28 protein-coding genes and 1 tRNA gene are annotated in these 25,282 nt (G+C 55.8%); 12 read left to right on the forward strand and 17 right to left on the reverse strand.

From position 1 onward, the window contains the following. Position 1: 1 nt before the first annotated feature. The 10 genes from HBN79_RS15065 to HBN79_RS15110 all read right to left on the reverse strand — a co-directional run bounded on the left by HBN79_RS15065 (position 2) and on the right by HBN79_RS15110 (position 8,442). Positions 2-1,219, reverse strand: coding sequence for an AAA family ATPase (locus HBN79_RS15065; protein ID WP_095001736.1), 1,218 nt, complete (start codon positions 1,217-1,219; stop codon positions 2-4). Continuing rightward, positions 1,213-1,716 (reverse strand): TadE family protein, encoded by a 504-nt coding sequence (locus HBN79_RS15070; protein WP_095001737.1) that lies wholly within the window; start codon positions 1,714-1,716, stop codon positions 1,213-1,215. The genes HBN79_RS15065 and HBN79_RS15070 overlap by 7 nt, the downstream gene beginning before the upstream one ends. Further along, on the reverse strand, positions 1,716-2,186 hold the full coding sequence (locus HBN79_RS15075; protein WP_095001738.1) for a TadE/TadG family type IV pilus assembly protein: 471 nt from the start codon (positions 2,184-2,186) through the stop codon (positions 1,716-1,718). The genes HBN79_RS15070 and HBN79_RS15075 overlap by 1 nt, the downstream gene beginning before the upstream one ends. An 8-nt stretch (positions 2,187-2,194) precedes the next feature. Further along, positions 2,195-3,535 (reverse strand): TadE/TadG family type IV pilus assembly protein, encoded by a 1,341-nt coding sequence (locus tag HBN79_RS15080; protein ID WP_346010143.1) that lies wholly within the window; start codon positions 3,533-3,535, stop codon positions 2,195-2,197. A gap of 40 nt (positions 3,536-3,575) precedes the next feature. Further along, positions 3,576-4,382, reverse strand: a complete 807-nt coding sequence (cpaB, locus tag HBN79_RS15085) for a Flp pilus assembly protein CpaB (RefSeq protein ID WP_095001740.1) — start codon at positions 4,380-4,382, stop codon at positions 3,576-3,578. 12 nt (positions 4,383-4,394) lie between these two features. Beyond that, positions 4,395-5,717: an AAA family ATPase gene (locus tag HBN79_RS15090; protein ID WP_095001741.1), complete on the reverse strand. Its 1,323-nt coding sequence runs from the start codon at positions 5,715-5,717 to the stop codon at positions 4,395-4,397. Between the two features lie 14 nt (positions 5,718-5,731). Continuing rightward, positions 5,732-6,250 carry a prepilin peptidase gene (locus HBN79_RS15095; protein WP_095001742.1) on the reverse strand — a complete coding sequence of 173 codons (519 nt, stop codon included), beginning with the start codon at positions 6,248-6,250 and terminating at the stop codon, positions 5,732-5,734. 28 nt (positions 6,251-6,278) lie between these two features. Then, positions 6,279-6,470, reverse strand: coding sequence for a type IVb pilin, Flp family (locus tag HBN79_RS15100; protein ID WP_016782274.1), 192 nt, complete (start codon positions 6,468-6,470; stop codon positions 6,279-6,281). Positions 6,471-6,887: 417 nt separating this feature from the next. Then, positions 6,888-7,079: a Flp family type IVb pilin gene (locus HBN79_RS15105; protein ID WP_095001743.1), complete on the reverse strand. Its 192-nt coding sequence runs from the start codon at positions 7,077-7,079 to the stop codon at positions 6,888-6,890. A gap of 382 nt (positions 7,080-7,461) precedes the next feature. Then, a complete protein-coding gene (locus tag HBN79_RS15110; protein ID WP_047273613.1) occupies positions 7,462-8,442 on the reverse strand; it encodes an IS5 family transposase in 981 nt (326 codons plus the stop codon). Between the two features lie 112 nt (positions 8,443-8,554). Here HBN79_RS15110 and HBN79_RS15115 point away from each other — a divergent pair, with 112 nt between their 5' ends. From HBN79_RS15115 to HBN79_RS15150, 8 genes are all read left to right on the forward strand, one after another. Further along, complete coding sequence (locus tag HBN79_RS15115) at positions 8,555-8,695, forward strand: hypothetical protein (protein ID WP_262372539.1); 141 nt, start codon at positions 8,555-8,557, stop codon at positions 8,693-8,695. Next, entirely contained in the window at positions 8,688-10,178 is a 1,491-nt protein-coding gene (locus tag HBN79_RS15120; protein ID WP_153399423.1) for a restriction endonuclease subunit S, read from the forward strand. The genes HBN79_RS15115 and HBN79_RS15120 overlap by 8 nt, the downstream gene beginning before the upstream one ends. Positions 10,179-10,206: 28 nt before the next feature. Further along, positions 10,207-11,118: a restriction endonuclease gene (locus tag HBN79_RS15125; RefSeq protein ID WP_153399425.1), complete on the forward strand. Its 912-nt coding sequence runs from the start codon at positions 10,207-10,209 to the stop codon at positions 11,116-11,118. 199 nt (positions 11,119-11,317) lie between these two features. Then, a complete protein-coding gene (locus HBN79_RS15130; RefSeq protein WP_153399476.1) occupies positions 11,318-11,707 on the forward strand; it encodes a TIGR03757 family integrating conjugative element protein in 390 nt (129 codons plus the stop codon). Further along, on the forward strand, positions 11,704-12,642 hold the full coding sequence (locus tag HBN79_RS15135) for a TIGR03756 family integrating conjugative element protein (RefSeq protein ID WP_153399427.1): 939 nt from the start codon (positions 11,704-11,706) through the stop codon (positions 12,640-12,642). Before HBN79_RS15130 ends, HBN79_RS15135 begins: the two co-directional genes overlap by 4 nt. Next, positions 12,639-14,009: an integrating conjugative element protein gene (locus HBN79_RS15140; RefSeq protein ID WP_169916854.1), complete on the forward strand. Its 1,371-nt coding sequence runs from the start codon at positions 12,639-12,641 to the stop codon at positions 14,007-14,009. Before HBN79_RS15135 ends, HBN79_RS15140 begins: the two co-directional genes overlap by 4 nt. Before the next feature lie 10 nt (positions 14,010-14,019). Continuing rightward, entirely contained in the window at positions 14,020-14,358 is a 339-nt protein-coding gene (locus HBN79_RS15145) for a hypothetical protein (RefSeq protein ID WP_153399431.1), read from the forward strand. After that, complete coding sequence (locus HBN79_RS15150; protein ID WP_169916855.1) at positions 14,355-15,893, forward strand: conjugal transfer protein TraG N-terminal domain-containing protein; 1,539 nt, start codon at positions 14,355-14,357, stop codon at positions 15,891-15,893. Before HBN79_RS15145 ends, HBN79_RS15150 begins: the two co-directional genes overlap by 4 nt. A 28-nt stretch (positions 15,894-15,921) precedes the next feature. Here HBN79_RS15150 and HBN79_RS15155 read toward each other — a convergent pair whose 3' ends face one another. Beyond that, positions 15,922-16,275 (reverse strand): hypothetical protein, encoded by a 354-nt coding sequence (locus HBN79_RS15155; RefSeq protein WP_153399433.1) that lies wholly within the window; start codon positions 16,273-16,275, stop codon positions 15,922-15,924. Between the two features lie 112 nt (positions 16,276-16,387). On the opposite strand from HBN79_RS15155, the gene HBN79_RS15160 reads away from it, so the two are divergent. The 4 genes from HBN79_RS15160 (at position 16,388) to HBN79_RS15175 (ending at position 20,615) form a co-directional block, all read left to right on the forward strand. Then, positions 16,388-16,678: a type II toxin-antitoxin system ParD family antitoxin gene (locus HBN79_RS15160; protein ID WP_153399436.1), complete on the forward strand. Its 291-nt coding sequence runs from the start codon at positions 16,388-16,390 to the stop codon at positions 16,676-16,678. A 2-nt stretch (positions 16,679-16,680) separates the two neighbouring features. After that, positions 16,681-17,037, forward strand: a complete 357-nt coding sequence (locus HBN79_RS15165; protein WP_153399439.1) for a type II toxin-antitoxin system RelE/ParE family toxin — start codon at positions 16,681-16,683, stop codon at positions 17,035-17,037. Between the two features lie 378 nt (positions 17,038-17,415). Continuing rightward, positions 17,416-19,239, forward strand: coding sequence for a MobH family relaxase (gene mobH / locus HBN79_RS15170; protein ID WP_169916856.1), 1,824 nt, complete (start codon positions 17,416-17,418; stop codon positions 19,237-19,239). Continuing rightward, a complete protein-coding gene (locus HBN79_RS15175; RefSeq protein ID WP_153399445.1) occupies positions 19,236-20,615 on the forward strand; it encodes a site-specific integrase in 1,380 nt (459 codons plus the stop codon). Before mobH ends, HBN79_RS15175 begins: the two co-directional genes overlap by 4 nt. Positions 20,616-20,976: 361 nt before the next feature. On the opposite strand, the gene HBN79_RS15180 is transcribed toward HBN79_RS15175, so the two are convergent. From HBN79_RS15180 to tolB, 6 genes are all read right to left on the reverse strand, one after another. Continuing rightward, positions 20,977-21,052 (reverse strand) — tRNA-Lys (locus HBN79_RS15180). Between the two features lie 74 nt (positions 21,053-21,126). Continuing rightward, positions 21,127-21,819, reverse strand: a complete 693-nt coding sequence (gene queC, locus HBN79_RS15185) for a 7-cyano-7-deazaguanine synthase QueC (protein ID WP_095001772.1) — start codon at positions 21,817-21,819, stop codon at positions 21,127-21,129. 1 nt (position 21,820) lies between these two features. After that, entirely contained in the window at positions 21,821-22,468 is a 648-nt protein-coding gene (gene queE / locus HBN79_RS15190) for a 7-carboxy-7-deazaguanine synthase QueE (protein ID WP_095001773.1), read from the reverse strand. Between the two features lie 163 nt (positions 22,469-22,631). Next, complete coding sequence (gene ybgF, locus HBN79_RS15195; RefSeq protein WP_153399447.1) at positions 22,632-23,450, reverse strand: tol-pal system protein YbgF; 819 nt, start codon at positions 23,448-23,450, stop codon at positions 22,632-22,634. A 6-nt stretch (positions 23,451-23,456) separates the two neighbouring features. Next, entirely contained in the window at positions 23,457-23,957 is a 501-nt protein-coding gene (pal, locus tag HBN79_RS15200) for a peptidoglycan-associated lipoprotein Pal (protein WP_003441254.1), read from the reverse strand. Positions 23,958-24,012: 55 nt separating this feature from the next. Beyond that, on the reverse strand, positions 24,013-25,263 hold the full coding sequence (tolB, locus tag HBN79_RS15205) for a Tol-Pal system beta propeller repeat protein TolB (RefSeq protein ID WP_016782234.1): 1,251 nt from the start codon (positions 25,261-25,263) through the stop codon (positions 24,013-24,015). Positions 25,264-25,282 lie beyond the last annotated feature (19 nt).

Genomic DNA, 25,282 nt, shown 5'->3' on the forward strand with positions numbered 1-25,282 from the left:
CTTATCCTCCGAACAGACGGCTGAAAGTACGTTTGAGCAAACCTGCTTCAGTGGCCTCGATGCCGATCAGGCTCTGGCTCAGCTCACGCAGGCTCAAGGTGATGCTGGCACGGGGAGCATGCAGCTCCAGGGGCACCCCGGTATTCTGGCTTTCACTGACCACTGCATAGTCATTGGGCAACTTTTGCAGTTCCGCGCAGCGCAAGGCTTCGCTGATGTCCTTGGGTTTAAAGGGCGACGCCTTGTCAAAGCGGTTAAGCACCACATGCAGACGATTGCCCTGCACGCCCAGGTCGTCGCGCAGAATGCGCACCAGGCGGTTGGCGTCCTGCAGATGGCTCAAGCTTTGTTGCAGCACGATATAGACCCGGTCCGACTGTTCCAGGGTGATGCCGGTGAGGTGATCAATATGCCGCGGCAAATCCACCACGACCCAGTCATAGGTGCTGCGCGCCAGTTTCAGCAAACTGTCCAGTTGCTCCAGGCGAATTTCCTGGGACAGGCACAGCTCATCGGTGCGGCCGCCCAGCACATGCAGACTGGGGCTGAAATGACTGCAGAAACCACGCAACGCCACGCTGTCCAGGGTATCGATCTGTTGCAGCACATCGGTATGGCTGTGGGTGGGCAACACATCCAGACTGTGAGCCAGGCTGCCGAATTGCAGGTCCAGATCCAGCAGCAGGGTTCTGCCGCCCTGCACACTTAATTGATGAGCCAGATTGCAAGCCAGCATCGAGGCACCTGAGCCGCCCTTGGCATTCATCACCGACACCAGCTTGCCCTTGCTCCCATACTCGCTGTGCTGCTCCAGCTGCATGCGCTCCAGCGCCGACTGCAAGTCCTCGGCCGACACCGGCTCCGGCAAAAAGTCACGGGCCCCGGCCTGCATGGCCATGCGCATGCCTTCATGCTCATCCAGCGACCCGCACACCAGCAGTGGCGGACGCTCCTTGAGCGGATGCTGCAACAATGCCGCCAGTTCCTCGCGCCATAAATGACTGACGCGCAACAGCAGAAAATCAGGCTGCTGTTCCAGGCCGTAGAGCGGGTCAGTGTGGCCATTGCTCACCAGCCGCGTACTCACCTGCAAGTGGGCTATGCCCTGGCTCAAGGCCTTGAGATGATTCAAGGCCGCGGCATCACGACCGCTGATCAACAGGCGCATTCCCTGGCGGTCTGATGACGTAGCCGCCGTCACTTCTCGGACACTTAACATGGCGTAATCCCCGGTGTAACCGCCGGATCAGGCTGGCGTCCAAGACTCTCACGAGGCACGGTCGACCTGAACGTGGGCAGAATGAAGACCCCCCTGAAACCGGGGATCAACAGATTGAAACTGAAGTTGGTCACCTGCAGTTGCACATAACGAATGGCGGCAAAACCGCCGGCCCCCACCAGATCATTGGGGCTGCTGACCACTGCACCGTTGGCGTCCAGATAGATCAGGTTCAGATTGGCACTGGTCAGGCTGGCGATCAGGCTGCTTGGCCCGGCATTGCCCGCCGTGTTGAACATGGCACGACGCAGGATGACCGGGTCCTGGATATTGCACACCGCTGCCAGCCGCGCGCCGCGACGCACCGACTCGCTCAGCACATTGACGGTGAAGTACAGCCGGCCCATTTCCAGTGCGCCAAACAGCAGGGTGAAGAGCACCAGAGCGGTGATGGCGAACTCGACGATATACACGCCACCCATGCGTTTTCGGTTCATCACAAGGCCCTCATTACGACCGTTGAAGTCAACAGCAGGCCCAGTGGCACGCTGCTGCCATACAGCGCAGGAATGGCGCTGCCGAGCGCCGGGACAAAGGTGTAGGCAATGCTGACCCGTACATGGTTGGTGCCCACCGCACTCACCGTGACATCACCGGTGGTCAGGCCCGGTGCCGCCGCCGGGTATCCATTGGGGTTGGCCGGCAGGCCGTAAACGGCAACGTTTTTGGTCTTGGTGACCAGCGCCGCGTTCAGGTCCAGCGTGCCCAGGGTGGCGTTCCACGCCTGGCTGGCCACATAACGCCCGGCATCACGGCTGGCCTGCTGCAGGCTGTTGTACTGGAACAGCATGCGGCCGAACTCGGCGAAGGCCAGCATCAGCAACACCAGCAGCGGCAGGGTCAGCGCCAGTTCGACCATCGCCAGGCCCCGCTGGGCGCGGGACGACCTGAATCCACAGCGTCTCATGAGACCTCCTAGGAGTCGGTGCTCGGCGTCTGGTTGTTGTCGATATAGGTTTTGTACAGCTGGATCACCTGTGGCCCGGCGTTGGCCGCAGGGTTTGGACCCGGTACGTTGTCGCCTTCGCACACGCTGACGAACTGGCCGAAGATTTGCGCTTCATTACCCTTCAGAGCGGCTGGCTGCATCACGAAATAGCAGCCAAAGCCCAGCACCGGAATCGCCGAGGCTCCGTCGTTCTTGCCCGAGCAATCGCCGATCACGATTTTCAGGATCCGTCGTTCAAATACACCATTGCCCTGGCAACCGGCGCCACCGCCCACACAAGCTGCCTCGTCCTGTTTCCAGTTGTTGTAGTCGTACAGGGCTCCGCTGCTGGTGGACAGGTTGCCGCTGCTGGACGTGACCGTATTGCCGTCATACAGAATCGGCGCAGGCGAGCCGGCGTAGGTAAATGACTTGGGATTGACGGTAACCACCAGGTCCGGCGGATAGTCAGAAGCACTGAGGCCACCCTTGTATTCGTTAAAGCGCGTATTGAGGCCCTGGGAAGCCGGGCCCACGGTGTTGCCCGGCTTGGTCTGGGCAGTTGCACCGACGATATTGCACTGGTCGATCCCCCCCGCCAGCGCTTCCCTGACCGTCTTGCCGCCCGAACCGAAATCCAGCAGCTGAAAATTGCCCGGACCGATGGGCGAATTGTTGTTGGCGGCAGTTTTCAGTACCTGCAGATCACCGAACGTGAAACCCCAGAACATCCCCGCAGCCGGATTGTTCTGCGCAGGGTTGCCGCACACCAGCAGCGGCGTCAGATCACAGGGGCCGCTGCTCGGGCTGGGCCCGGCAGTGGCCACCGCCGCGACGGCCTTGCCGGTGGCGTTACCGTTGTCCAGCGCCTGGAATACGCCCCAGAAAAAACTGCTCAGGGGATAGTTGTTCACCGTGACCCGAACAAAGGTCGCATTGGTCGGCCCCGGGAAAGAAAACGGCCCGTAGACACTGGTGGCCAGTTCTACCGAGGCAAAGCCTGACGGGTTGGCCGTGATGGCCCTGCCCAATTCCTCGTTGCCCGTCGCATTGGCATTGAGGCTCAGGGTATTGAGGGCCGCTGTTTGCGTCAGGCTGGCCGAGCCGGTCGCCCCCACCACCATGCTGAGCGTCTTGGCCCCGCTCAACGCCGCCGCATCCACGGCGTTTTGCAACCGGGTCTTGTTCAGCAGCATATGGCTGCCGTCCAGGGCCAGGGCGCCCATCAACAAGAGCGAAGCCATGGCAATGACCACCAGGACCAGCATAGCGCCGCGCTGTTGCCGGGGAAACGCGGTGTGGGGCTGTTGGATACGCGCGTTCATGATGGTTCACCTTGATAGTGTTACGCTGCCGCTGCCCGGCCCTCTACATCGCCTTTTCTACCGTGGCCGCGACACCGCGGATGACAATCACGCCACCGTCATTGGCCGGTGCACGACGGCGAGCCACCGGCTTGGCCATCACGGTCGGCAGTACCGGCGCCGCCATGGCAACGGGTTCAGCCGCAATGGGTGTCTTGTTGTTATCCAGGGGGTTGCGCAAGGCCAGTTGCACCTTGCCAGCGCTCATGCCCTTGACCAGCACTTCGGCCTGGGCGGGGGTCATCTCCAGGGTTACCGCACGCACCACCACCGGTTGGGTCTTGTCAGTGCTGGCGGTCTGGTCAACAGCCAGTACCCGCAGGTCCTGGAGAATGGTCTTGGACTCGGCATTACCTTCGCTACCAACCTGCCGGGTTGCCAGCACGTCGACCCGATTACCCGGCAGCAGGAAGCCGCCGACGCCAACCACGTCATCCACCCGCACCGAGATGGCCCGTTTGCTGGGTTCGATCAGCGAAGCCAGGGTGCTGCCACCCATATGCTCGGCCAACCGTGCCCCCCGCAGAATGTCGCCGCGCAGCAGGGAGAAGGTGGCGATCTTGCCGACCACTTTTTCAGGGGTGTCGAAGGCGTCCTCGGGGGCTGCATCCCTGGGCATGCGCACCACAGTCACCTGCTGGGGCTCGATCATCTGCCCGAAAGCGATTTCCACCGTGGCAATCACCACGTTTTGCTGGTTATCGTCAGGGCTGGTGTTCAGCCGTGCCGTGAGCCAGTTATTGGCCATCCATGTAGCCCCCAGCCCGAGGATCACGGACAGGACAATCAAAGTCAGCGTGCGCGAGTTCATGACGGTAACTCCTTACCCAAGAAAATCGAGTTGGACGAAATAGTTGCGCCACGCCCACTCAAGCTCCTGAGTAGTCAGTGGCCCCGCCCCCTCCAGATAACGCTGGCGATCGCACGCCATATTCAACAGATCCCGGGGATGGCATGGCACCAGGGGCATGTTTTCGGCGCCATACAGGTCGTGCAGCACGAAACTGAGCAACAGCGGGTCATAGGGGATACCCAGGCGCTGCGTCTCTTGAATCCAGATGCGTTCGTATTCGCCAGGCTTGAGGTAGCCAAATTGCAGCTTGTAGCCAATGCGCCGCAAAAATGCTTCGTCAGCCAGCTCCAGCGGATTGAGGTTGGTGGAGAACACCAGGATCAGGTCAAACGGCAGTTCGCAGTGGCGCCCGCCCCCCAGGTTGAGGAAGTCTCGCCTCTCTTCCATGGGCACAATCCAGCGGTTCAACAACTCGCCCGGGGTCATGCGCTGACGCCCCAGATCGTCGATGATCAGCAGGCCGTTACTGGCCTTGAGTTGCAACGGTGCCTGGTACTGACGGGCATAAGGGTCATAACGAACATCCAGTTGTTCCATCGTCAACTCACCACCGGTGATCACGATCGGCCGTTCGCAGCACAGCAAGCGGCGGTCTATGCCCTCGTTGAGCATCAAGCCGTTTTGATGTTCGTCATCGCCCAGGCGCTTGTGTACCTGAGGGTCAAAGATCTCGATCACCGATTCATTGATGGCGATGGCATGGGGCACCCAGATCGCTTCGGCAAACAAGCGGATCAGCCGACTGCTGACATAGGTCTTGCCGGTACCAGCAGGCCCGTAAATCATGATGGCGCGCCCGGAATTCAAGGCAACACCCAGTTGATCGAGCATGCTTTGCGCCAGCACCATCGAACCGAAACAGTGGTGCATGTCATGGGCGCTGATACGCCCGTGGTGAATGGTCTGCAACTTCAGCAGCGAGCGGTAGGCACTCACCGGGTAAGGCGCTGCACCTATGTAGCCACTGCGGGCCAGGGCATCGCGGGCACTGTTGCGGCCGCGCTCGGTCAAGCCGTAGCGCATGGCCTGCCCCCCTGCCTGGCCCAGTACTTCGACGCGACGGTCCTTGCGCAGGAACGTGAGGATTTCTTCCATCACCGCACCGGTAAGCGCCAGTCGCGCCACCAGCTGCACCATGTCCAGCACACCCGCATCGTATAAATGCTTGCACACCAGATCACCGAGAAAATTGTCTGCCAATCCGGTTTCAAGGATGGTCCGTGGTTGTGGAGCCAGTAGTTGTACCGCTTCGCGCTCATCGAGAGAAACACGGTTGCTGCTGATGGCGTACATGGTGTTCTCCTGAACTAGTGGCCCAAGGTCAGCCAAAAGACGCTGGCCAAGGTGCCGAGCAAAACGGCGACCGAATAAGGGAAAGGTTTGCCGGCCACTTCAGCAGCGTGGGGGGGGAAGTAGGCGCGTGCCCTGAGCATCAACCAGTAGCGGCCCAGGGTTTGCAGGGCCTGGCCCTGCACTAGGACGATCAATAACCCGCATACCCCACCTGCAATCAGGCTGAAAAACGCAGCCCAGAGGGCGTCATGGGGGGTTAAAAATGCGCCGGCCATGGCCATTAACTTGACGTCCCCGGCGGCCATCCCGCCAACGGCGTACATGGGCAGGAAAATTCCGAAACCGATCAGCATGCCCAGCAGTGAATGCCCCAACCCGATAAAGCCTGCGGCCCAGGTCTGGCCGACCAGGCCCAGTACCAGCCCCAGCAAAACAAGAAGGTTGGGAATGCGGTGACTGCGAAGATCGCTCACCACCGCAACTCCCAGCAGCCCTAAAAGCAATACGACAGGAGCAATCAGTAACTCGCTCATGGCTGCACCCTCAACAGGAGACATCGTGTTAGCAGACAGTGCCCTTGACAGCACATCCCAGACTGGTGATTGCTGTTTTCACATTGCCGCCCAGGGTGATAAACGCGGCGACAGCGCCCAGTGTTATCAGCCCGCCTGCCACTGCATATTCCACAATGGTCAGGCCATCTTCGTCGTTGATAAACTTCACTACGGAAGTCTTGATTGATTGCAGGCTCATTTCGTCCACCTCACTCAATGTTTGATATCAAGAAGCAGGGCTATTTGCGCTGCTTGATTGGATCTTAGCCAGAGGGTTATTTGAGGGTTAGGAGATTTTTGCTGACTGCTAGGACTTTATTGAAATTACCCAGAAACAGTTAAACCCCACCTATTCAAGAGCAGGTAACTGCCACTAACAGACTCTTTATATGCAATCCGTACTACAACTAATCAGGCACAAAAAAACCGGCTTCAGGGTGCTGGGCTAGAGGGGACGTATAGCGCAACAGACTAAGCCGGGGGTTTCATAGCAGGATTTAATCTTCACAACCTCACAGCAACAGCGATACTTATGTACGGGTTGGTATCATTGGCGCTGCAAACCGGCAGCCAGCAACTGCAAAGGAGCCATGCCCCAGTGATCATTGCCCGTGCATCAGCAGGTAGTACCCTTGACCGCACACCCCAGGCTGGTAATGGCGTCCTTGACGTTGCCACCCAGGGTGACGAATGCCGCAACCGCCCCCAGGGTTATCAAGCCACCGGCCACGGCGTATTCAACAATGGTCAGGCCGTTCTCATCCTTAATAAAGGCCTGGACGGAAGTTTTAATGGTTTGCAAGTTCATTTTGTTCACCTCACTCGAGTGGCTTGCCCAAAGCGATTACTAAATGCACCGCCTGATTGAAGGCTAGCCATCGGTGGAAGGAGCGGTTAGGAGTTTATTGTCGAACAGCAGGATTTTTTTGCACTAATTAGATAGGCAAACACCCTTATCGGATCCAATTAAAAACCAACTTGAAAGTGCGCGTACATATTGATTCGACCTATCAACCCGACAGCGCTCTGCACAAGAAAGGATTAGGGATGGTCTGAAGTAGGCCGCTATTTTTCGACTGCTGAGCCATAGGTGCTTTCAAAAAACGGCAGCCGTTCAAAACCGATCACGTCTGCCGCCTATTCCATCCATTTTTTCCGCTGAACGCTCCTCGCAGCAGCTATTTCCCTCATTACGGACGCACCTCTCCTGCGCTGGAGAGCAAATATCGACGCGCCATCCAAAGGTTCGACAGGGCGAACAGCGTCACCATCTGAGCAGTGTTTTTCACCAAGCCTCGGAAACGCACTTTCGTATAACCAAACTGACGCTTGATCACTCGAAATGGATGCTCAACCTTGGCGCGAACCTGGGCCTTGGCTTTCTCGATCTTGCGCATCGCTTTGTACAGCGCGCTGCGTTTACCGTGTTTTTTGTAGGTACTGCGCCGGGCTGCAATCTGCCAGATGACGTGGCGTCCCGCATGCTCTTCGCGCTTCTCGACACCGGTATAGCCTGCATCGGCGCAGACCACGTTCTCAGCACCGTGTAGCAGTTTGTCGACTTGGGTTATGTCCGCGACGTTGGCCGCAGTGACCACCACGCTGTGCACCAGCCCTGACTCATCGTCGACACCAATGTGAGCTTTGGCACCGAAGTAATACTGGTTACCTTTCTTGGTTTGATGCATCTCAGGGTCGCGTTTGCCGTCCTTGTTCTTGGTCGAACTGGGCGCATGAATCAGCGTGGCATCGACGATGGTGCCTTGTCGCAGCGACAAGCCACGGTCGCCCAGATAGCCATTGATCACGCCGAGAATACCGGCGGCCAACTCGTGCTTTTCCAGCAGGCGACGGAAGTTGAGGATGGTAGTTTCATCTGGGATCCGCTCCAGGCTCAGACCGGAAAACTGGCGCAAGATCGTCGTCTCGTACAGCGCTTCTTCCATCGCAGGATCGCTGTAACCGAACCAGTTCTGCATGAGATGAACCCGCAGCATCGCCATCAAAGGATAGGCCGGACGGCCCCCTTCGCCCTTCGGGTAATGAGGTTCGATCAGGGCAATCAAACCCTTCCAGGGTACGACCCGATCCATCTCGATCAGGAACAATTCCTTGCGGGTCTGCTTGCGCTTACCGGCGTACTCGGCATCGGCGAAGGTCATTTGCTTCATTGAAAAGCTCGGCGATTGGTGTCCGGGGATTTTGCCAAATCAGGAAGTCTTTTTCAGGATTTCCCTAGATGCCGCAGACCTACCTTCGCCGGAAGTACTGGCTGGAGAGTCTATGGCCGAACTGATCGAGGCACTGCATGAGCTCGAAGAGTTGATGAAGGCGTTGGGGGCCGGGGATGAGGTTGAAGCACAGAGGCGGTTGATGGCTGAGGTGATGGGATTGGCGGTGATTGAGGGTGCAGGCAATGAGTGAGTTGCCAAATGGTTGGACTGAAACAACTTTAGGTGAGGTCGCGAACTGGGGTTCAGGGGGCACTCCATCTCGCAGTGAATCGAGCTTTTATGGCGGAAAAATCCCGTGGATAAAAAGTGGGGAACTTAATGGCCGATTTGTAACGACAGCCGAAGAGTACATTACAGAAGCAGCACTCGAAGGCTCTAGTGCAAAGTTATTCCCTGCTGGTTCCGTTGCTATAGCTATGTACGGAGCAACGATTGGTAAAACAGCAATCCTTGGTATCGATGCAGCAACAAATCAAGCCTGTGCAGTTGGAGCGCCAATAGAAGGTCTTATTGGAAAGGAACTTCTGTATCGACTTCTGCAAAATGAAAAGAATGCTTTCATTGAGAAAGGTAAAGGGGGCGCGCAGCCAAATATATCGCAGGCTGTTATCAAGGCTCATTTAATAGGGCTCCCACCACTCGCTGAACAAGCTCGTATCGTGCAAAAACTCGATGAACTACTGACACAGGTCGACATCCTCAAAGCTCGCATCGATGCCATCCCCGCCTTGCTCAAACGCTTCCGCCAATCCATCCTAACCGCAGCCATTTCCGGAAAATTGACGAAAGATTGGCGCACCCAAACCATATCAAATGAAATGGATGATAAAAAAACAGGGGCTGAGCTATTAGCTTCCATCCACACTAGAAAGCAGCAGTGGGCATTAGAACACTCAGACCACAACGAAAGTCGGCGAGTTCTAAAACGATTAACAGCTGATATAAAGCTGTTACATATTCCTAAAATACCAAAAAATTGGATCTCGGCTCAACTCGAAGACGCAGTCCTAATGATTGTTGACTGTCACAACAAAACTGCACCTTACTCCGAGTCTGGTATTCCGCTCGTAAGAACGCCAAACATACGTAACGGTAAATTTGTGTGGGCCGAGCTAAAATTTATTGATGAGCCCACCTACTTACAATGGTCTCGAAGATGCCCGCCCGAAACTGGCGACATCATTTTCACGAGGGAAGCACCGATGGGAGAGGCTGCAATTATTCCAAAAGATACCCGTCTTTGCCTAGGACAAAGAACGATGTTGATTCGCCCATTAGCAGACGCTATTTCTGCAGAGTACTTGCTCTATGTATTAATGGATCCAGCCTTCAGAGCCAGATCTGAAGATACTGCAGTCGGCACAGGTGTGAGGCACCTCAGAGTTGGCGACGTAAGTAATCTGCTTATTCCAGTTCCTCCAACCGATGAGCAAAACGAAATCGTCCGCCGCGTTGAACAACTCTTTGCCTTCGCAGATAACCTGGAAGCAAATGTCGCCTCGGCCAAAAACCGTATCGATCACCTGACCCAAAGCATCCTGGCCAAAGCCTTCCGTGGTGAACTGGTGCCGCAAGACCCCAACGACGAACCAGCCAGCGTGTTGCTGGAGCGCATCAAGGCCCAGCGTGCCGCCGCGCCAAAAGCCAAACGCAGTCGCAAAACATCGGCCTGAACCTAGACGATCGAACAGGAAGTCATTTATGCCCATCCCGGATTTTCAGAGCGTTATGCGGCCGATATTGGCTACCGTTGCCGACGGCACTCCGATTCCGTTGAGCGATTTGCGCGAACGCATCGCCAATGAGTTTCAGCTCAGCGAAGAAGAGCGCAGCGAGCGCCTGCCTTCCGGGAAGCAGACGGTGATTAACAACCGCGTCGGTTGGGCACGCACCTACTTGAACAAAGCCGGACTGCTGAGCATTCCGGCAAAGGGTATGGTGCAAATTACCGAGCGCGGACGAGAGGCTCTGAATAACGGTCCGGCACGCATTACCGTAAGTTGGCTCAAGCAATATCCGGAGTTCGCCGCGTTTCATTCCACAAATCCTGCCGACAGTACTACCCCCACCCAGCAGAGCGAACCGGTCGAGCAAGCTACCCCCGATGAGCAGTTGGCAGCAGCACACCAGGCGCTGACGCAATCAATGGCCGATGATCTGCTGGCTCAGGTGCGGGCCGCCTCGCCGACCTTTTTCGAGCAACTGGTGGTCGACCTGATGATCGCCATGGGCTACGGCGGCTCACGCAAGGAAGCAGGGCGCGCAACGCAACAAACCAACGATGACGGCATCGACGGAATTATCAAGGAAGACAAGCTCGGCCTGGACGTGATCTACCTGCAAGCCAAGCGCTGGACTAATACCGTGCACCGTCCGGAGATCGACAAGTTCATCGGCGCTCTGACCCGCCAACGCGCCCGCAAGGGCGTATTCATTACCACCTCTGACTTTTCCAGCGGTGCCCGCGATGCCGCATTGGGCCTGGATATAAAAGTAGTGCTGATTGATGGCCCTGAGTTGGCCCGCCTGATGGTCGAAAACAACCTGGGCTGCAACGTGAAGCTGATTTATGAAGTAAAACAGCTTGATAGCGACTACTTCATCGAAGACTAAGGGCTTCATACTTCGAACGGGCCGGCACTCGCTCCCTCAAGCCGGGTTAAGGCCCACGGCAAACATGAAAACCATAACCCCTCAATAACAGTTTTCCTGCTGCACCCGTCATTCCTTTCCTGTTTCCTGCACCTGAGCCCACTTCAGGTACAGCGCCATGTATGCACGTCACGCCCGCACCCACCGATCATTCTTATGGATGCTGTCTCTTGTCGTGCTCTCCAGCGCTAATCTCACCCAAGCTGATACTTGGGTTTTCACTGATACCGCAAACCCCGTAACAGCGCCGTCTACAGCTCGAGTTATTCTGCTGGACCAACAACACCACCTCGAAACCGAACTATCCCGCGCCCTCCCCCCAGATCCGCAACAGGCTGCCGCAATCATCCACGCCCGCCTTAACAGCCCCTCCGGCAAACGCTTGCAATCCGACCTCGCCAAAGCCCAGCAAGCTCTAACCGATGCCTGGAGCATGGGTATCGAGAAGATCCCGGCCGTGGTCGTTGATAGACGTTATGTGGTCTATGGCGAACCGGATGTGGCCAAGGCCCTGGAGCTGATCAACCGCGCCAGGAGCCAGCCGCAATGAGCCGCCACCTGCTGCGCCCCGTCTCGCTGGCCCTTATCTGCAGCCTGCCCTTCAGCGCATCCGCATCAATCAACTCGGCCAGCATTATTGCCTCCTCGCTCTCGCCACAGTGCCTTGAGTACAAGGTGGTCGGCATCTGCTACTGGCTGCTGTGCACGGCCTTCGGCTGCAAGGTGAGGACTTCGACCAAGGTTCGCCACTACATACCGGACGCGGTGGTGTCGGCGTATTCCAATACAGGAGCGAATCCGTGGGCCGAGCTGTCGGTACTCGGTACGCCTACCCCACTGTCTCAGGCAGGCAATGACGCGACCACCAACCATATCGGCGAAAACGCGGCGCTGAAGTTCAAGGAAGCAGATGTGATTGGCCACCCGGGCGGTGCCACATTCAGTCAGTTTGCCAGTGCTTCGGGGTATGCCTGTCAGGGCGCGACACTGCCTCTGGTGCCCTACTTCGTCAGCACGCTTGATCCGATAGCCTGGCGATATGGCATCCCCGAAACCGTTTACCCCGAAGCATTGATACCCGGGCGGCGAGAGGTCGGCAGCATGGCCACTGCGGATTTGTGGGGCAATGTGTATCCGCGCAGTGGTTTTTTGCATCAGTCGGACGACTACAAAACCGGAGCTGTGATCGCTCAGCGGGCAGGTGATATCACCACGCGCTCCGGGCAGATCCACGTTTACTTACCCATGCAGGCCAAGGCCAAGGATGGGTATTGGCCTGCTGGCGAGCTGGTTGAGGGCGACGCCAAGACCGGTAAATGGCAAGAACTGACACCACGCACGAGCCAGTCCTGCGCTGTTTTTCCCAATAGGGAAGCTCAGATTCAGGCAGAGGACGGTGGCTATGCCTGGGCACTGTGGCGGCCTTATTCGTGCTGCCAGCGGCGCGGTCAAACTTTTCTCGGCAGCACGGACTTCCAACAATGAGCAGATTAAAGCTGACAGCAACTGGGCTTGGGTTGTTGTGCGCGTTGGTCAGTGCAGCGATTTTTTCCGCTGATCCCATTGGCGCCTCTTCCTCCGGCAGTGTGATCGGTGACGATGTGCTTTACAGCATCGGCGGCGGCAGCGCGGTGACGATGGGCAGTGCCGGGAATATGGACAGCATCGAAGTGGGCGGCGGCTGGAACAGCAATCTGGTCTGCGGAAACATGAGCCTAAGTAACACGCTGGAAAATCAGTTGAACGGGGCAACTGCTGGTTTCCAAAACATCATGACTTCAGTAGTGCAGAACGCCACTGGTGCGGTGGCCTCACTGCCCGCCTTGATCCTTCAACGTGCAAACCCGGCCCTCTACAACTTGATTACCAATGGCATTCTGCAGGCCCGCCTGGACTTTGACCGCTCCAAAAGTACCTGCCGCGCCATCGGCGACAGGATGGCCGATATCGCAGGCAACCAAATGGGCTGGGGCAAGCTTGCCGAAGGCCAGGCTATGAGCAAGACCTTGCAGTCCAATACGGACGCCGTATCTGCAGTCGAACAAGTCGAAAAGAAAGGCGGCAATGATGGCGTGACCTGGGTCGGTGGTGATCGCGCAGGAGGCTCCGGGCAAAAGCCGATTCGCATCGTGGGGGATGTCACCAGGGCCGGGTACAACCTGCTGAACAAACGCGCAGCCAATGACTCGTCCTCGATCAACAAGGACATCTGCGGCAATGGACTGGTGTGCAATGTTTGGTCTTCCCCTCAGGAAGCCAGCACTTTCGCCAACCGTGTATTGGGGGAGCAGCAGCAACAGACCTGTGACAACTGTCCAAAAACGGTCACTGCCGCAGGCGTGGGCCTGACACCTCTTATCCAGGAAACCTACGATATCAAGTTAAAGGCCCTGCAAGAGCTGCTGACAGGCAGCAAAGCGTTGTCAGTGGACAATCTAAATGCTGCCAGTAGCCATTCATTGCCGATCACGCGGGGCGTGGTGGCGGCACTGAAAGATGAACGTGATCAGGATGTGCTTGCCCGTCGATTGGCCTCGGAAGTCGCTTTATCCGATGTGCTGGAGAAGGCGTTAGTTTTGCAACGCACGCTACTGGCTGGCAGCCGCGAACCCAATGTAGCGGCCAATGATCTGGCCCTGCAGGCCGTCAATTTGCAGAGTTCGTCGCTGCAGCAGGAAATTGGCAACCTCAAGATCGAGCTGGATATGCGCCAGCAACTCGCGAAGAACTCGCCCATGGCCATCATTGAGCGCAGTAAAGCCCGGGCTGAAAACTCTCGCGGGGTGTTTCAGGGAGACCCTGAGACTGGCCGCCTGAACCAGTTGCAGTCGCCAGCCAAAAGCAACCAGTGAGGCATAGACCATGAACCGGCGAATCGGGCACAGCATCCTCATCGGGCTTGGCGTTTTTCTCGCTGTCTTCGTCCTCGCAGTGTCGATGAGTGCCGCCTTGCTGCGCCTGTTCGACAGCGTCCAGCAGTGGCAACAATGGCGGCCAGATTATTACTGGCCGCTCCTCGCTTGGCGTTTGCTGCTCTACGCCGCACTGTCTGTTGGCTGGCTAAAGCTCAAGGCTCGTCTGTGCAAACTACAGCGCCTGAACAGTCGCGGCCGCTTGTTGAAAATCGAAATATTGTTCGTCTTTTTGGTACTGCTTATCGAACTGAGCAAAGTACTGTTTCAGAACGGGGGTACGCAGTGACCCTCTACACCAATGATTACCTCGAGTACTACCTGACCCTGGTCGGCTGGCTAATCAACAACGGCATTTGGGCGATGATCCAGGATAGCGGGTTGTTTGCCCTGCCCTTCTGCATCATCGTTGTTCGCGAATGGGGGAAGGTACGCGGAGAAGGTGCTGACGAGGGCAACAAGGGCGTGCTCTCGCTGGCACGGATCGAGACCAGCATCTATATCGGTTATGTGGTCGTAGCGCTATGTGGAGTCCCGGCAGTCAATGTGAGCTTCGACACCCTGGCATTTGACCAAAGCAGGGCTCAGCAGTGCCAATACAACCTGCCTGCTCCGGGAGATACTGGCTGGAACACCTCATTCAGTTCACTGGCGGGCAAAAGCGCTCAAATGCCGGTGTGGTGGGCCTTTATGCATGCACTGTCCAAGGCCGTGACTAGTGGCTCGGTGGCTGCAATCCCCTGTGGAACCGACCTGCGGCAGATGCGGATGGCGATCGATCAAACGCGAATTAACAACCCGTTGCTGGCCCAGGAAGTGGCTGACTTTACTCACGACTGCTACGGACCTTCGCGCGCACGGTTGTTTATGCGCAGTCCTGACGTGGTGGCTGGAAACAACAAAACAGATGCCCTCTCTGACCTGAGCTGGATTGGATCGCGCTACCTGCTCAATACAGCAGGCTATTACGACACCGACTATTCCAGAACCCCCAGAGCCTTGTGGCCCTATAACCCGGCACGCGACGTTGGCTTACCCATGGTCACTGGTGGTGGCGGGTATCCGACATGCAAACAATGGTGGAGCGACGGCGGTACAGGACTGAGTGAGCGTCTGCAGAAGCAGATCGACCCCGATGTACTGACTCGATTCTTGGGATGGGCCAAGTGGCTGTCCGCAGAGCAGGTCAACGAATCCCTCGTTCGACAATTAGTCTCCCCTTCAAATCAAGTGCAAGGCGATGTGTACACAGACTACGGCGGGCAGATTGGCGGAACGGTTTGGAATGGACTGGCCCGGGCAACCGGCACATTCGGGGTCGCGATTGGCTCTTTGGGCTACTTCCCTGCAATGGATATGGTTCGCCAGGCGTTACCCATGGTTATGGCATTTTTGAAGATGGCCATGGTGATTTGCATTCCACTGGTGCTGGTTGTCGGCGCCTATCAACTCAAAGTGGCCATGACGATGTCCGTGGTTTTCTTTGCGCTGATCTTTATCGACTTCTGGTTTCAGCTCGCACGATGGATCGATAGCAGCATTTTGGATGCGTTTTATGGCTCTGGGTCGCCACATCTGAGCTTTGATCCGGTCATGGGGCTGAATACCGCCACTCAAGACGCCATTCTGAATTTCGTAATGGGGGCAATGTTTATCATTCTTCCCATGTTCTGGATGGGGGCATTGGGCTGGGCAGGCATCAGCGCAGGCAAAGTTCTTGAAGGACTCTCAAGTGGAACGCAGGCTGTTCGAGGAGCCGGAGAGAAAGGAGGTCAAGTTGCAGAAGGAGGGGTCAAAACAATGGGGAGCAGCATGGTGAAATAGCTAGAAAAACCAATACAAGAGTATTCGATTATCTCTTTCTGCGCTCATCTTCACCGCGCCATAAGCTGCCTGATACATTGGTATCCCAAAGGCTTGTATCGTCTGAAGAGGATGAAGCGACAGCATCATTATGACCATCGCTCTTATCTGATCCGCTAGATTTGGCCAGCATCGATGCTACCAATACTGAAACAAGCAGGATCACCACCACACTCAAAATTCCGCTACCAAAATATGTAAGGAATGCCGCAATCAGCCCGGTAAAAACGACTCTTTTGGCCCATCGCAGAGCTGGGCTCTCGTCAACAATGAAGAAACGCACAACCCGACCAAGGCCAAAGCCCAATCGACGTGCAAGCCCATGCGCTGTATTAATGACCATGCTAAATATCCTTTGAAACCCTTTCTGAAATCACCTATACGCCAAGAATAATGCTTTTGTAAACCGATTGGCATAATATGCCAATAACACCCTCTGACACCTGGAGCATCTCATGGCCACTCGAAATGTAGTGCTTACTGACCACCTGGAACAAGTCGTAAATGACCTGGTTGTGTCCGGCCGATATCAGAATGCCAGCGAAGTCCTGCGCGAAGGTCTGCGCCTCCTTGAAAAGCGTGAAGCTGAAGAATCCGCCAAACTCGAGGCACTCCGCAAGGCCACTTCGCTAGGCATGATGAGCCTGGAAGATGGCCGTTTTACAGAAGTCCGAGGTGAAGACCTGGGTCAGTTTATTTCAGACCTGGGCGAGCAAGCTTCACTCCCGACCTCTGAGAGTCATTGAGCATGGCGCAGTACCGAATTTCCGCTCCCGCTCAATCAGATATCGTGGATATCCTGCGGCACTCCCAAACACAGTTCGGCACCACTGCCCGGCTGCGTTACCAAGAACTGATCATCACTGCTCTGGAAGATATTGCAGCCGTACCCAACCGGATCGGCAGCAGCTTTCGAGACGAAATCGCACCGGGCCTCAAGAGTTTTCACCTGTACCACTCACGAAAGCGCGCAGCTACATCCAAGGGTTTAGTCCAACGACCCCGGCACATCATTTTCTATCGCCTTGCGCAAGACCAAGTTATCGAGATCGTTCGACTTCTACACGATGCCATGGAAGTCAGACTGCACCTGCCCGAAGACTGAACCAACAAATGGCTAAAAGGGAAATGGCTCGATAGAAGCCAATGGAAGGGAGCACAAGGGTAAAAGCCTTACCCGAAAGGGCTTGCTGCGCAAAAGGCCTGTCCCTGCAATAGCTTAGGCCATCACTGTCACCAACTACCGACCATTCAGCCGTCACGCACACAACTGACAGACAACGAATAAACGACGGCACCTACATGGCTAAGAGACCCATCCGATTTCCAAGCTTTTTTATAGGCCCCAAAATCACTCCGACTTCATGGACGTGATGGCATATTGCCTTTTTAAATAGGATGAGCAGCGGGTGTTATTTTCCCGTTGAATGGACCCATCTGATAGAGGAAAAGCCCGCCCCATGATTCTTATGTGGAGCTGGCCATGTTTAGTTTATTTCGCCGTAACAAAACACTTCCTAACCAAGCACCGCCCCCAAACGGTTTTTTACAACCTGCTTGCGGCCAAATGCTTCTGGCCACACCACGACGGCAAAAAATGCTGGAGCACATCTGGCAACGGGCATCGTTATCCCGCGCACAATTTACGCGCTTGTACCGGGACCCAATAGCTCGCTACGCCGAATTGGTTCAGCTACTCCCAGCCTCACAGAACCACCACCATGCACATCTTGGCGGGATGCTGGATCATGGTCTGGAAATCGTCGCTTATGCCTTGAAAATCCGCCAGACCTACCTGCTTCCCATCGGCGCGCCTCCAGAATCGCAATCGGCTCAAGCCGAGGCTTGGACCGCAGCGGCAGCTTATGCCGCACTGATACATGATCTCGGCAAGATTGCTGTCGATGTTTACGTCGAGCTGGAAGATGGGCAAATCTGGCACCCTTGGCACGGCCCCATCAATCGCGCCTATCGCTTCCGCTATGTGGACGGGCGTAACTACCAGCTTCATGGTGCAGCTGCAGCGCTGATTTATACGCAGGTACTGACCCCGGAGATTCTGGATTGGCTTAGTGGCTTTTCTGAGCTGTGGACGCAGTTGATCTTTATTCTGGCTGGCCACTACGAGCACGCTGGAACTCTCGGTGAAATTGTCGTCAAGGCCGACCAGGCATCTGTCGCCCAAGCGTTGGGCGGCAATCCGTTACGTGCATTGTCTGAGCCCAAGCAGTCTTTGCAGCGACAACTGGCTGATGGTTTGCGCTACCTGGTTCGCGACACTCTCAGACTGAATCAAGCAGATGGGCCGGCAGATGGGTGGCTGACACACGATGCACTCTGGCTCGTCAGCAAACCTATTGCAGATCAGCTTCGAGCCTACTTGCTGACTCAAGGCGTAGAAGGCATACCCAGCTCCAATGCGACCTTCTTCAACATGCTGCAAGATCAGGGTGTTATTCAAACCAATGCCCAGAACAAGGCGATCTGGAAGGCTACGATCGATAACGGCCGCGGTTGGCGAAATACCTTTACGTTGCTCAGGCTCTCTCCTGCCCTAATCTGGACCGACGCGAACGATCGTCCCGCTGCTTACTCGGGAACGGTACAGGTCGACGAATCAGGCACCCCCGATGCCCAGAGCCTCCCCTCTACTTTGCAACAACCACCGCAGGTGGATTCAGCAACCCCATTTGCAGCAACTACAAATGCTTTGTTCGAGCACCTCCCCCCATCCAGCAGCGACCCCGCCGAGGTTGAAGCATTGATGGCGCTTCTAGACAACATCAAAGCCCCGCTGGAATCTCGCCCAGATACAAGCCCCAGTCAGCCAGAGACGCCGCTGGCCGATGCAGGAAATGAGGACGTGACAGAAACCCTAACCGCACCTCCCCGTCAGAAAATCGAACTGGGCCAGGGGTTTGTTGATTGGCTCAAGGAGGGGATCGCTTCCCGGCGAATCATCATCAATGACACCAAAGCACTGGTGCATACCGTAGCGGGGACTGCAATGCTGGTGACACCCGGAATTTTCAAAAGGTTTGTACTGGAGTTTCCTGCCCTTGAAGCCCAGGCGAAAGCCCAGGAGTTGAATGCATGGCAACTGGTGCAGCGCAGCTTTGAGAAACTGAAACTGCATCGCAAAACAGCAAAAAGCCTCAACATCTGGACATGTAATGTGGCTGGGCCACGCAGCACCATAAAGCTACGCGGCTACCTGCTGCAAGACCCACTGACTGTGTTCAATGAAGTCCCATTCGACAATGTGAGCCTGAGTCTTGTCGTCGAATCAGCCGAGGGCTCCAAATGAACACCCCGCTGGAATTGACTCAGGACTACATTTTTACCCATGACCTTCGAGAAGCCAGCGGGAAGATCTACCTGGCCTCAACCCGCGCGCTGCTCAGGCATTTTGGTCACAGCGTATCCGTCAAAGATATTGACCACCGCTCAATATTGGGATGGCGCAGAAAAGTATTGGCAGAAGGACTTACCAAACAAAGCTGGAACACCTATTCAAACCACCTGCGCAGCATATGGGGATATGCCATTGAACAAGGCACCTTGACTCATTGCGCAATCAATCCGTTCAAGAAAACCACGGTCAACCCACCGAGAAGAGCCAGTAAAACGATTGACCGTAACGCGATACGGACTGCGCGCGAATGGCTAAAGTCACTGGTGATCGAAGAGCACAGCACAAATGAACGCAGCAAAATAACGCCCGCCTGGTTCTGGCTCACCGTGTACGAGATGTTTTATTACTCGGGGATTCGTATCAATGCGCTACTGAATTTGCGGTACCGGGACATCGATTGGGGCAATCGCCTGATTCAAGTACAGGCTGATACAGAAAAAACCCACCGTGAATTTTTCATACCCATTCCAGTTGGCCTGGAGCCCCATATTCGCAGGCTGCTAGATGCCGCCGATGAAATTGGTTTCGGACCGAATGACCAGATTTTCAACGTCAACAGGTTTTCCAGCCACTACCGATCAAAGGTCATGAATATTGACCAGGTCGAAGGAATGTATCGCAAGCTTATTGAAAAAATGGGCGTTCGAATGACCCCTCACCGGTTCAGGCATACGCTGGCTACAGACCTGATGCGCCAACCGGAACGAAATATCCACCTGACCAAAAGCCTGCTCAATCATTCGAATATTGCTACGACCCTGTCCTACATTGAGACCGATTACGATCATATGAGAACCGTGCTGCACGAACGCAGCCTGATTCAGGGGGCGGTCGCTCTCGAGCGACGTGTGGACGAACAGAGGCCTATGGCCACTTTGGTGGAATTGCCTGCAGCGGTTGCCGAGCTAGAACCCGCTCAGGACTGCCCACCCCCATGTGAAGCCACGCTAACTGCTTTCACGCAGGTCAAGAAAGTAGAAAAAATCCAAGCAGCGTCTCCGCCGCCGCTATTACCAGCCGAACCCTCATCGACATCAAAGCTGCTGACTCAGGTCACCAGCCTGGCTTCCGAGCGATACACACTTGAACAGACAATTCTTCCAGTGGGTACGGGGCTCAGTCATGAGCTGACATGGGATGGACCTGGCACATGGTGGCAAGAACTGGGGCTTCCACCAGCCGCCATGGATGAAGGTACGGAGCCCTCTCTGCTGCTCACCTTGATGATCAGTCAGGTCGGTGGCATGAAGATCCACAATTGGGGCTAGGAAATGCGGAACCAGGATCGTACCAATCGGACTGATGGCAACTAATCCCGGAGAGATATGAGCAGGCTTGTAAGCTCAAGGTAGCGATCATCGGAAACGCTTTTCAGAGCAAAAAGAATGTTCCTGCAACAGAAAAATCCACCTTCCGACAGACATTGCTTAAATCGCTAAAAACAGCCAAGAACTCGACCGCTCCATATTGACATCACCTGAAGTCGAAATTAGTGTTCGATTCAGACGGCTGCATGTCTGTACGTTGGTGAAAGCTCAAACCACCTTCCAGCCCTCGCCCCGCCAAATCCCAGGCACAAAAAAGCCGGTTAATCCTGAGGACTAGACCGGCTGTTTTGGTGTAGCGATATGGTGGGTCGTGTGGGATTCGAACCTACGACCAATTGGTTAAAAGCCAACTGCTCTACCAACTGAGCTAACGACCCGCTTCGTTGTGGGGCGTATAATACTGATTTCTAACGAGAATTCAATACCCGCTCAGAAATAAATCGGAAATAATTCAAAAATAACGGGTTGGGTCGCTAATTCCGGCAGCTGCAAAGCCTTCTGCACGCAAACGGCAACTGTCGCATTTGCCACAGGCACGCCCTTGATTGTCAGCCTGGTAGCAGGAAACAGTCAGCGAATAGTCCACGCCCAGCTTTATACCAGCCTGTACGATTTGTGCCTTGCTCAGGTTTTGCAGAGGCGCCTTGATACTGAATCCCTGCCCCTCTACTCCGGCCTTGGTCGCCAGGTTGGCCATGACTTCAAAGGCCTCGATAAACTCTGGACGGCAGTCCGGGTAACCCGAGTAGTCCACCGCATTGACACCGATAAAAATATCTCGCGCCTGCAGCACTTCTGCCCAACCCAGCGCCAAGGACAGGAACACGGTATTGCGTGCCGGAACATAAGTAACCGGAATGCCTTCACTCGGGGCCTCAGGCACGTCTATGGAGCTGTCGGTCAATGCCGAGCCACCCATGCCGTCCAGGTTCAGGCCGATAACTTTATGCTCAACAGCCCCCAGATCCCGTGCAACACGTGCAGCAGCGTCCAGTTCAGCACGATGGCGCTGACCGTAGTCAAAGCTCATGGTGTAGCAGCTGTAGCCCTCGGCACGAGCCATGGCCACGACGGTTGCCGAGTCGAGGCCACCAGACAGCAGGATCACGGCCCGTTTTTCAGTGACAACAGTTTGTTCAGTCATTTCAGCGCCCCGGCTCGTCATTCCACAGATATTTGTGCAGCTGCATTTGCAAACGTACTGGCAGGTTATCCGCCACGATCCAGTCGGCCAGGTCACGGGCTGACAGGTCATGGTGGCTCGGCGAAAACAGTACTTCGCCTGCACGTCGCTCCAGCCCGTATTCAATCAACTTGGACACTGCCCAGTCATAGTCTTCCCGCGAGCAGATCACAAACTTGACCTGGTCGTTGGGCGTCAACAGGGCGATGTTTTCGTAGAGGTTGCGGTGGGACTCCTTGGAGCCCGGCGTTTTCAAATCCAGCACGCGACTGACGCGCGGATCTACCGCCGAGATATCCAGCGCACCACTGGTCTCGATCGAGACTTCATAGCCCGCATCGCAGAGCTGCTTAAGTAGAGGAATGGCATTGGGCTGGGCCAGCGGCTCGCCGCCTGTCACGCACACATAACGCGGGCGAAAGCCGGCAACCTGCTCAAGGATGTCGTCCAGAGGGCGCACAGTCCCGCCACTGAAGGCATAAGCGCTGTCACAGTAACCGCAGCGCAAAGGGCAACCAGTCAGGCGCACAAAAACGGTGGGCAGGCCAGCCGTCCGCGTTTCACCCTGCAACGAGTAAAAAACTTCGGTAATTCTCAATGTGTCTTGCATATTCGCCACGGGCGTAACAGCTAAACAGGCTGTCCGCCTCCGTCAGGCACTCCAAAAAATCTGCTCGCGCAGGATCCAGAAGAGCGTATTTCATAAAAGGGCGTGGATTCTAACGAAAAAACCCGCGACAGGCGCGGGTTTCTCGATTAAAGCCGGTTATTGCTTACATACGCTGCAAATCGCGTTGCGCCAACTGTGCAGCGGAAGTGCCTGGATACTGGGCCACAACCTGCTGCAGAATGCCTTTTACCTTATCGGTATGGCCCAGGCGACGCTCTACATCAGCAAGCTTGTAGAGCGAGTCCGGCACTTTGGCATGCTTGGGGTACAACTGGCTGACCTTGGAAAAGGCCTGGCCTGCCGCTTGCAAATCACCTTTGGCCAGGTTTACTTCTCCCAACCAGTACTGGGCGTTACCCGCGTACTGACTGTTGGGGTATTTGCGCAGAAAGGCAGTAAATGCCTGGCTGGCCTTGTCGAAGTCCTTGGCTTTGATCAGGTCGAAAGCAGCATCGTAATAGAGCTTCTCTTTCGCCGGATCGCCAGGCTCGGCACTGGCAGCGGCCTGGGAAGCAGGCGCTGCTGTATTACCGGCGGCATTAGCGCCACCAGCAGAAGAATTATCAGGGGCGGCAGCAGGAGCAATGCCAGCACCAATACGCCGATCAAGTTCCTGGTATCGCTCCAGGCTTTCTTGTTTCATGCGCGAAATGTCGTTCTGCAGAACTTCAATCACACCCTGTTGGCGTGCAATCTGTTCCTGCATTTGTTGCAGCTGGTTGAACAGCTCGCCCTGTGCCGAGACAGGGGTCGAAACCCCTCCCCCGGCATAGGCGCCGCTCGCACCATAACCCGGTGACGGATAACTCCCCCCGCTATTGTTATAGCCAGAGTTGTCATCGACCACAGGAACCGCAGCCCATGCCGATAGCGGCAGGAGGCTGAGAGTCAGAATAGTTACAGCACGGCGGCACGTTCGCATGACGAATTACTTACGCAGTTCGACGCGACGGTTTTGAGCCCACGACTGTTCGTCGTTGCCAGTAGCGATTGGACGCTCTTTACCGTAGGACACCAGCTCCAGCTGTGCTGGAGAAACGCCTTGCAGTACCAGGTAGCGTTGAACGGCTTTCGCACGACGCTCGCCCAGTGCCATGTTGTACTCACGAGTACCACGGGCGTCAGTGTTACCTTCCAGAACAACGCGAGCGCCGTTAGCTTTCAGGTCTTTGGCGTGAACGTCCAGAGCGCGCATTGCTTCTGGTTTCAGGTCCGAAGAATCGTATTCGAAGTAGAAAACAGTGATAGCGCGCAGAGCAGCTTCTTCGCTCAGGGAACCATCAACAGCGCCAGTGTTTGCGCCGTAACCAGCGTTTGGATCAACAGCAGCGCCTTCACCGGCATTGTCGCCGCCTTTGGACGAGCAACCTACAGCTACAGCCATGGCCAGTGCCAGCGCAGCAAATTTACCAAACTTCAGCATTTCCATCGTAAAACTCCTAATGAACCCCAAGTGTTATGTGCAACGTAAAGCTATCACCACGTCAGTTCAGGTAAGGGGACCAGGAAGGTTCTCTGACTTCGCCTTGAGCGGTAGGAAGAGGGAGCCTTACGCGTCCATTAATGGACACGAGCATCAAGACTCCCCGGCCCTGCTGGCGGGTGGCGTAGATTACCATGGTGCCGTTGGGCGCAACAGTAGCAGACTCATCAAGGTTGGTATCTGTGAGGATTTTCACGCTTCCACGCTGCAAATCTTGCGCCGCAACACGGAAATTGGTGAAACCGTCCTGACGATGGATCATTACCAGGGTCTTTTCGTCAGCCGAAAGCTTAGGACTGGCGTTGTAGTTGCCGATAAAGGTCACGCGCTCTGCGTTACCGCTGCCAACGTTGGTCTTGTAGATCTGTGGTTTGCCGCCACGGTCGGAGGTGAAATAGATGGTAGAACCATCTTTACCCCAGAAAGGTTCTGTATCAATTGCAGGGTTGTTGGTGACACGAGTCAACCCGCGGGAAGCCAGATCCATCACATAGATCTCGGCATTACCGTCCTTGGACAATACGAACGCCAGTTTCGAGCCGTCCGGCGACCATGCTGGCGCACCGTTCAGACCTTCGAAATTGGTGATCTGCTCACGGCGGCCGGTATCAATGTTCTGCACGAAGATGCGAGGACGTTTCTGCTCGAACGACACATAAGCGATGCGTTTGCCATCGGGCGCAAAACGCGGCGACAGAATCGGCTCACGGGATTGCAGCAGGGTCACGGCACGGGCACCGTCGTAGTCCGAACGTTGCAGGGTGTAACGGGTATTGGTGGCACTGGCACGCTCGGCCGTCACATAAAGAAGACGGGTGGAGAATGCACCTTTGATACCGGTCAGTTTTTCAAACGACTGATCGGAGATGTAATGCGCCATGTCCCGCAACTGCTCAGCCGTGCCCGACACACTGCCAGTCAGTACTGGCTGCTCGGTTGCAACGTTGAACAAGGCGTATTGCACCTGCAGGCGACCGCCTGCCGGCACGATATTGCCAACCATTACGTACTGGGCACCCAGGGCTTTCCAGTCGCGGAAAATGACTTCGCTGGCCTGGGTAGGCAAGCCGATCATGTTCTGCTTTGGAATCGGCGCGTAGTAACCCGAGTTGCGCAGGTCATTGCCGATAATTTCAGCCATGTCGTCCGGCAGCACTGTACCGCCCTGCCAACCAAAAGGGACTACGGCAATTGGCGTTGCCCGATCGCTGCCACTGGTGACCAGGATGTTCTTTTCATCTGCTACAGCCATCCCTGCCAGGCAGCAGACG

This window comes from Pseudomonas sp. WS 5051, assembly GCF_012985715.1.
Lineage (GTDB): Bacteria > Pseudomonadota > Gammaproteobacteria > Pseudomonadales > Pseudomonadaceae > Aquipseudomonas > Aquipseudomonas bubulae.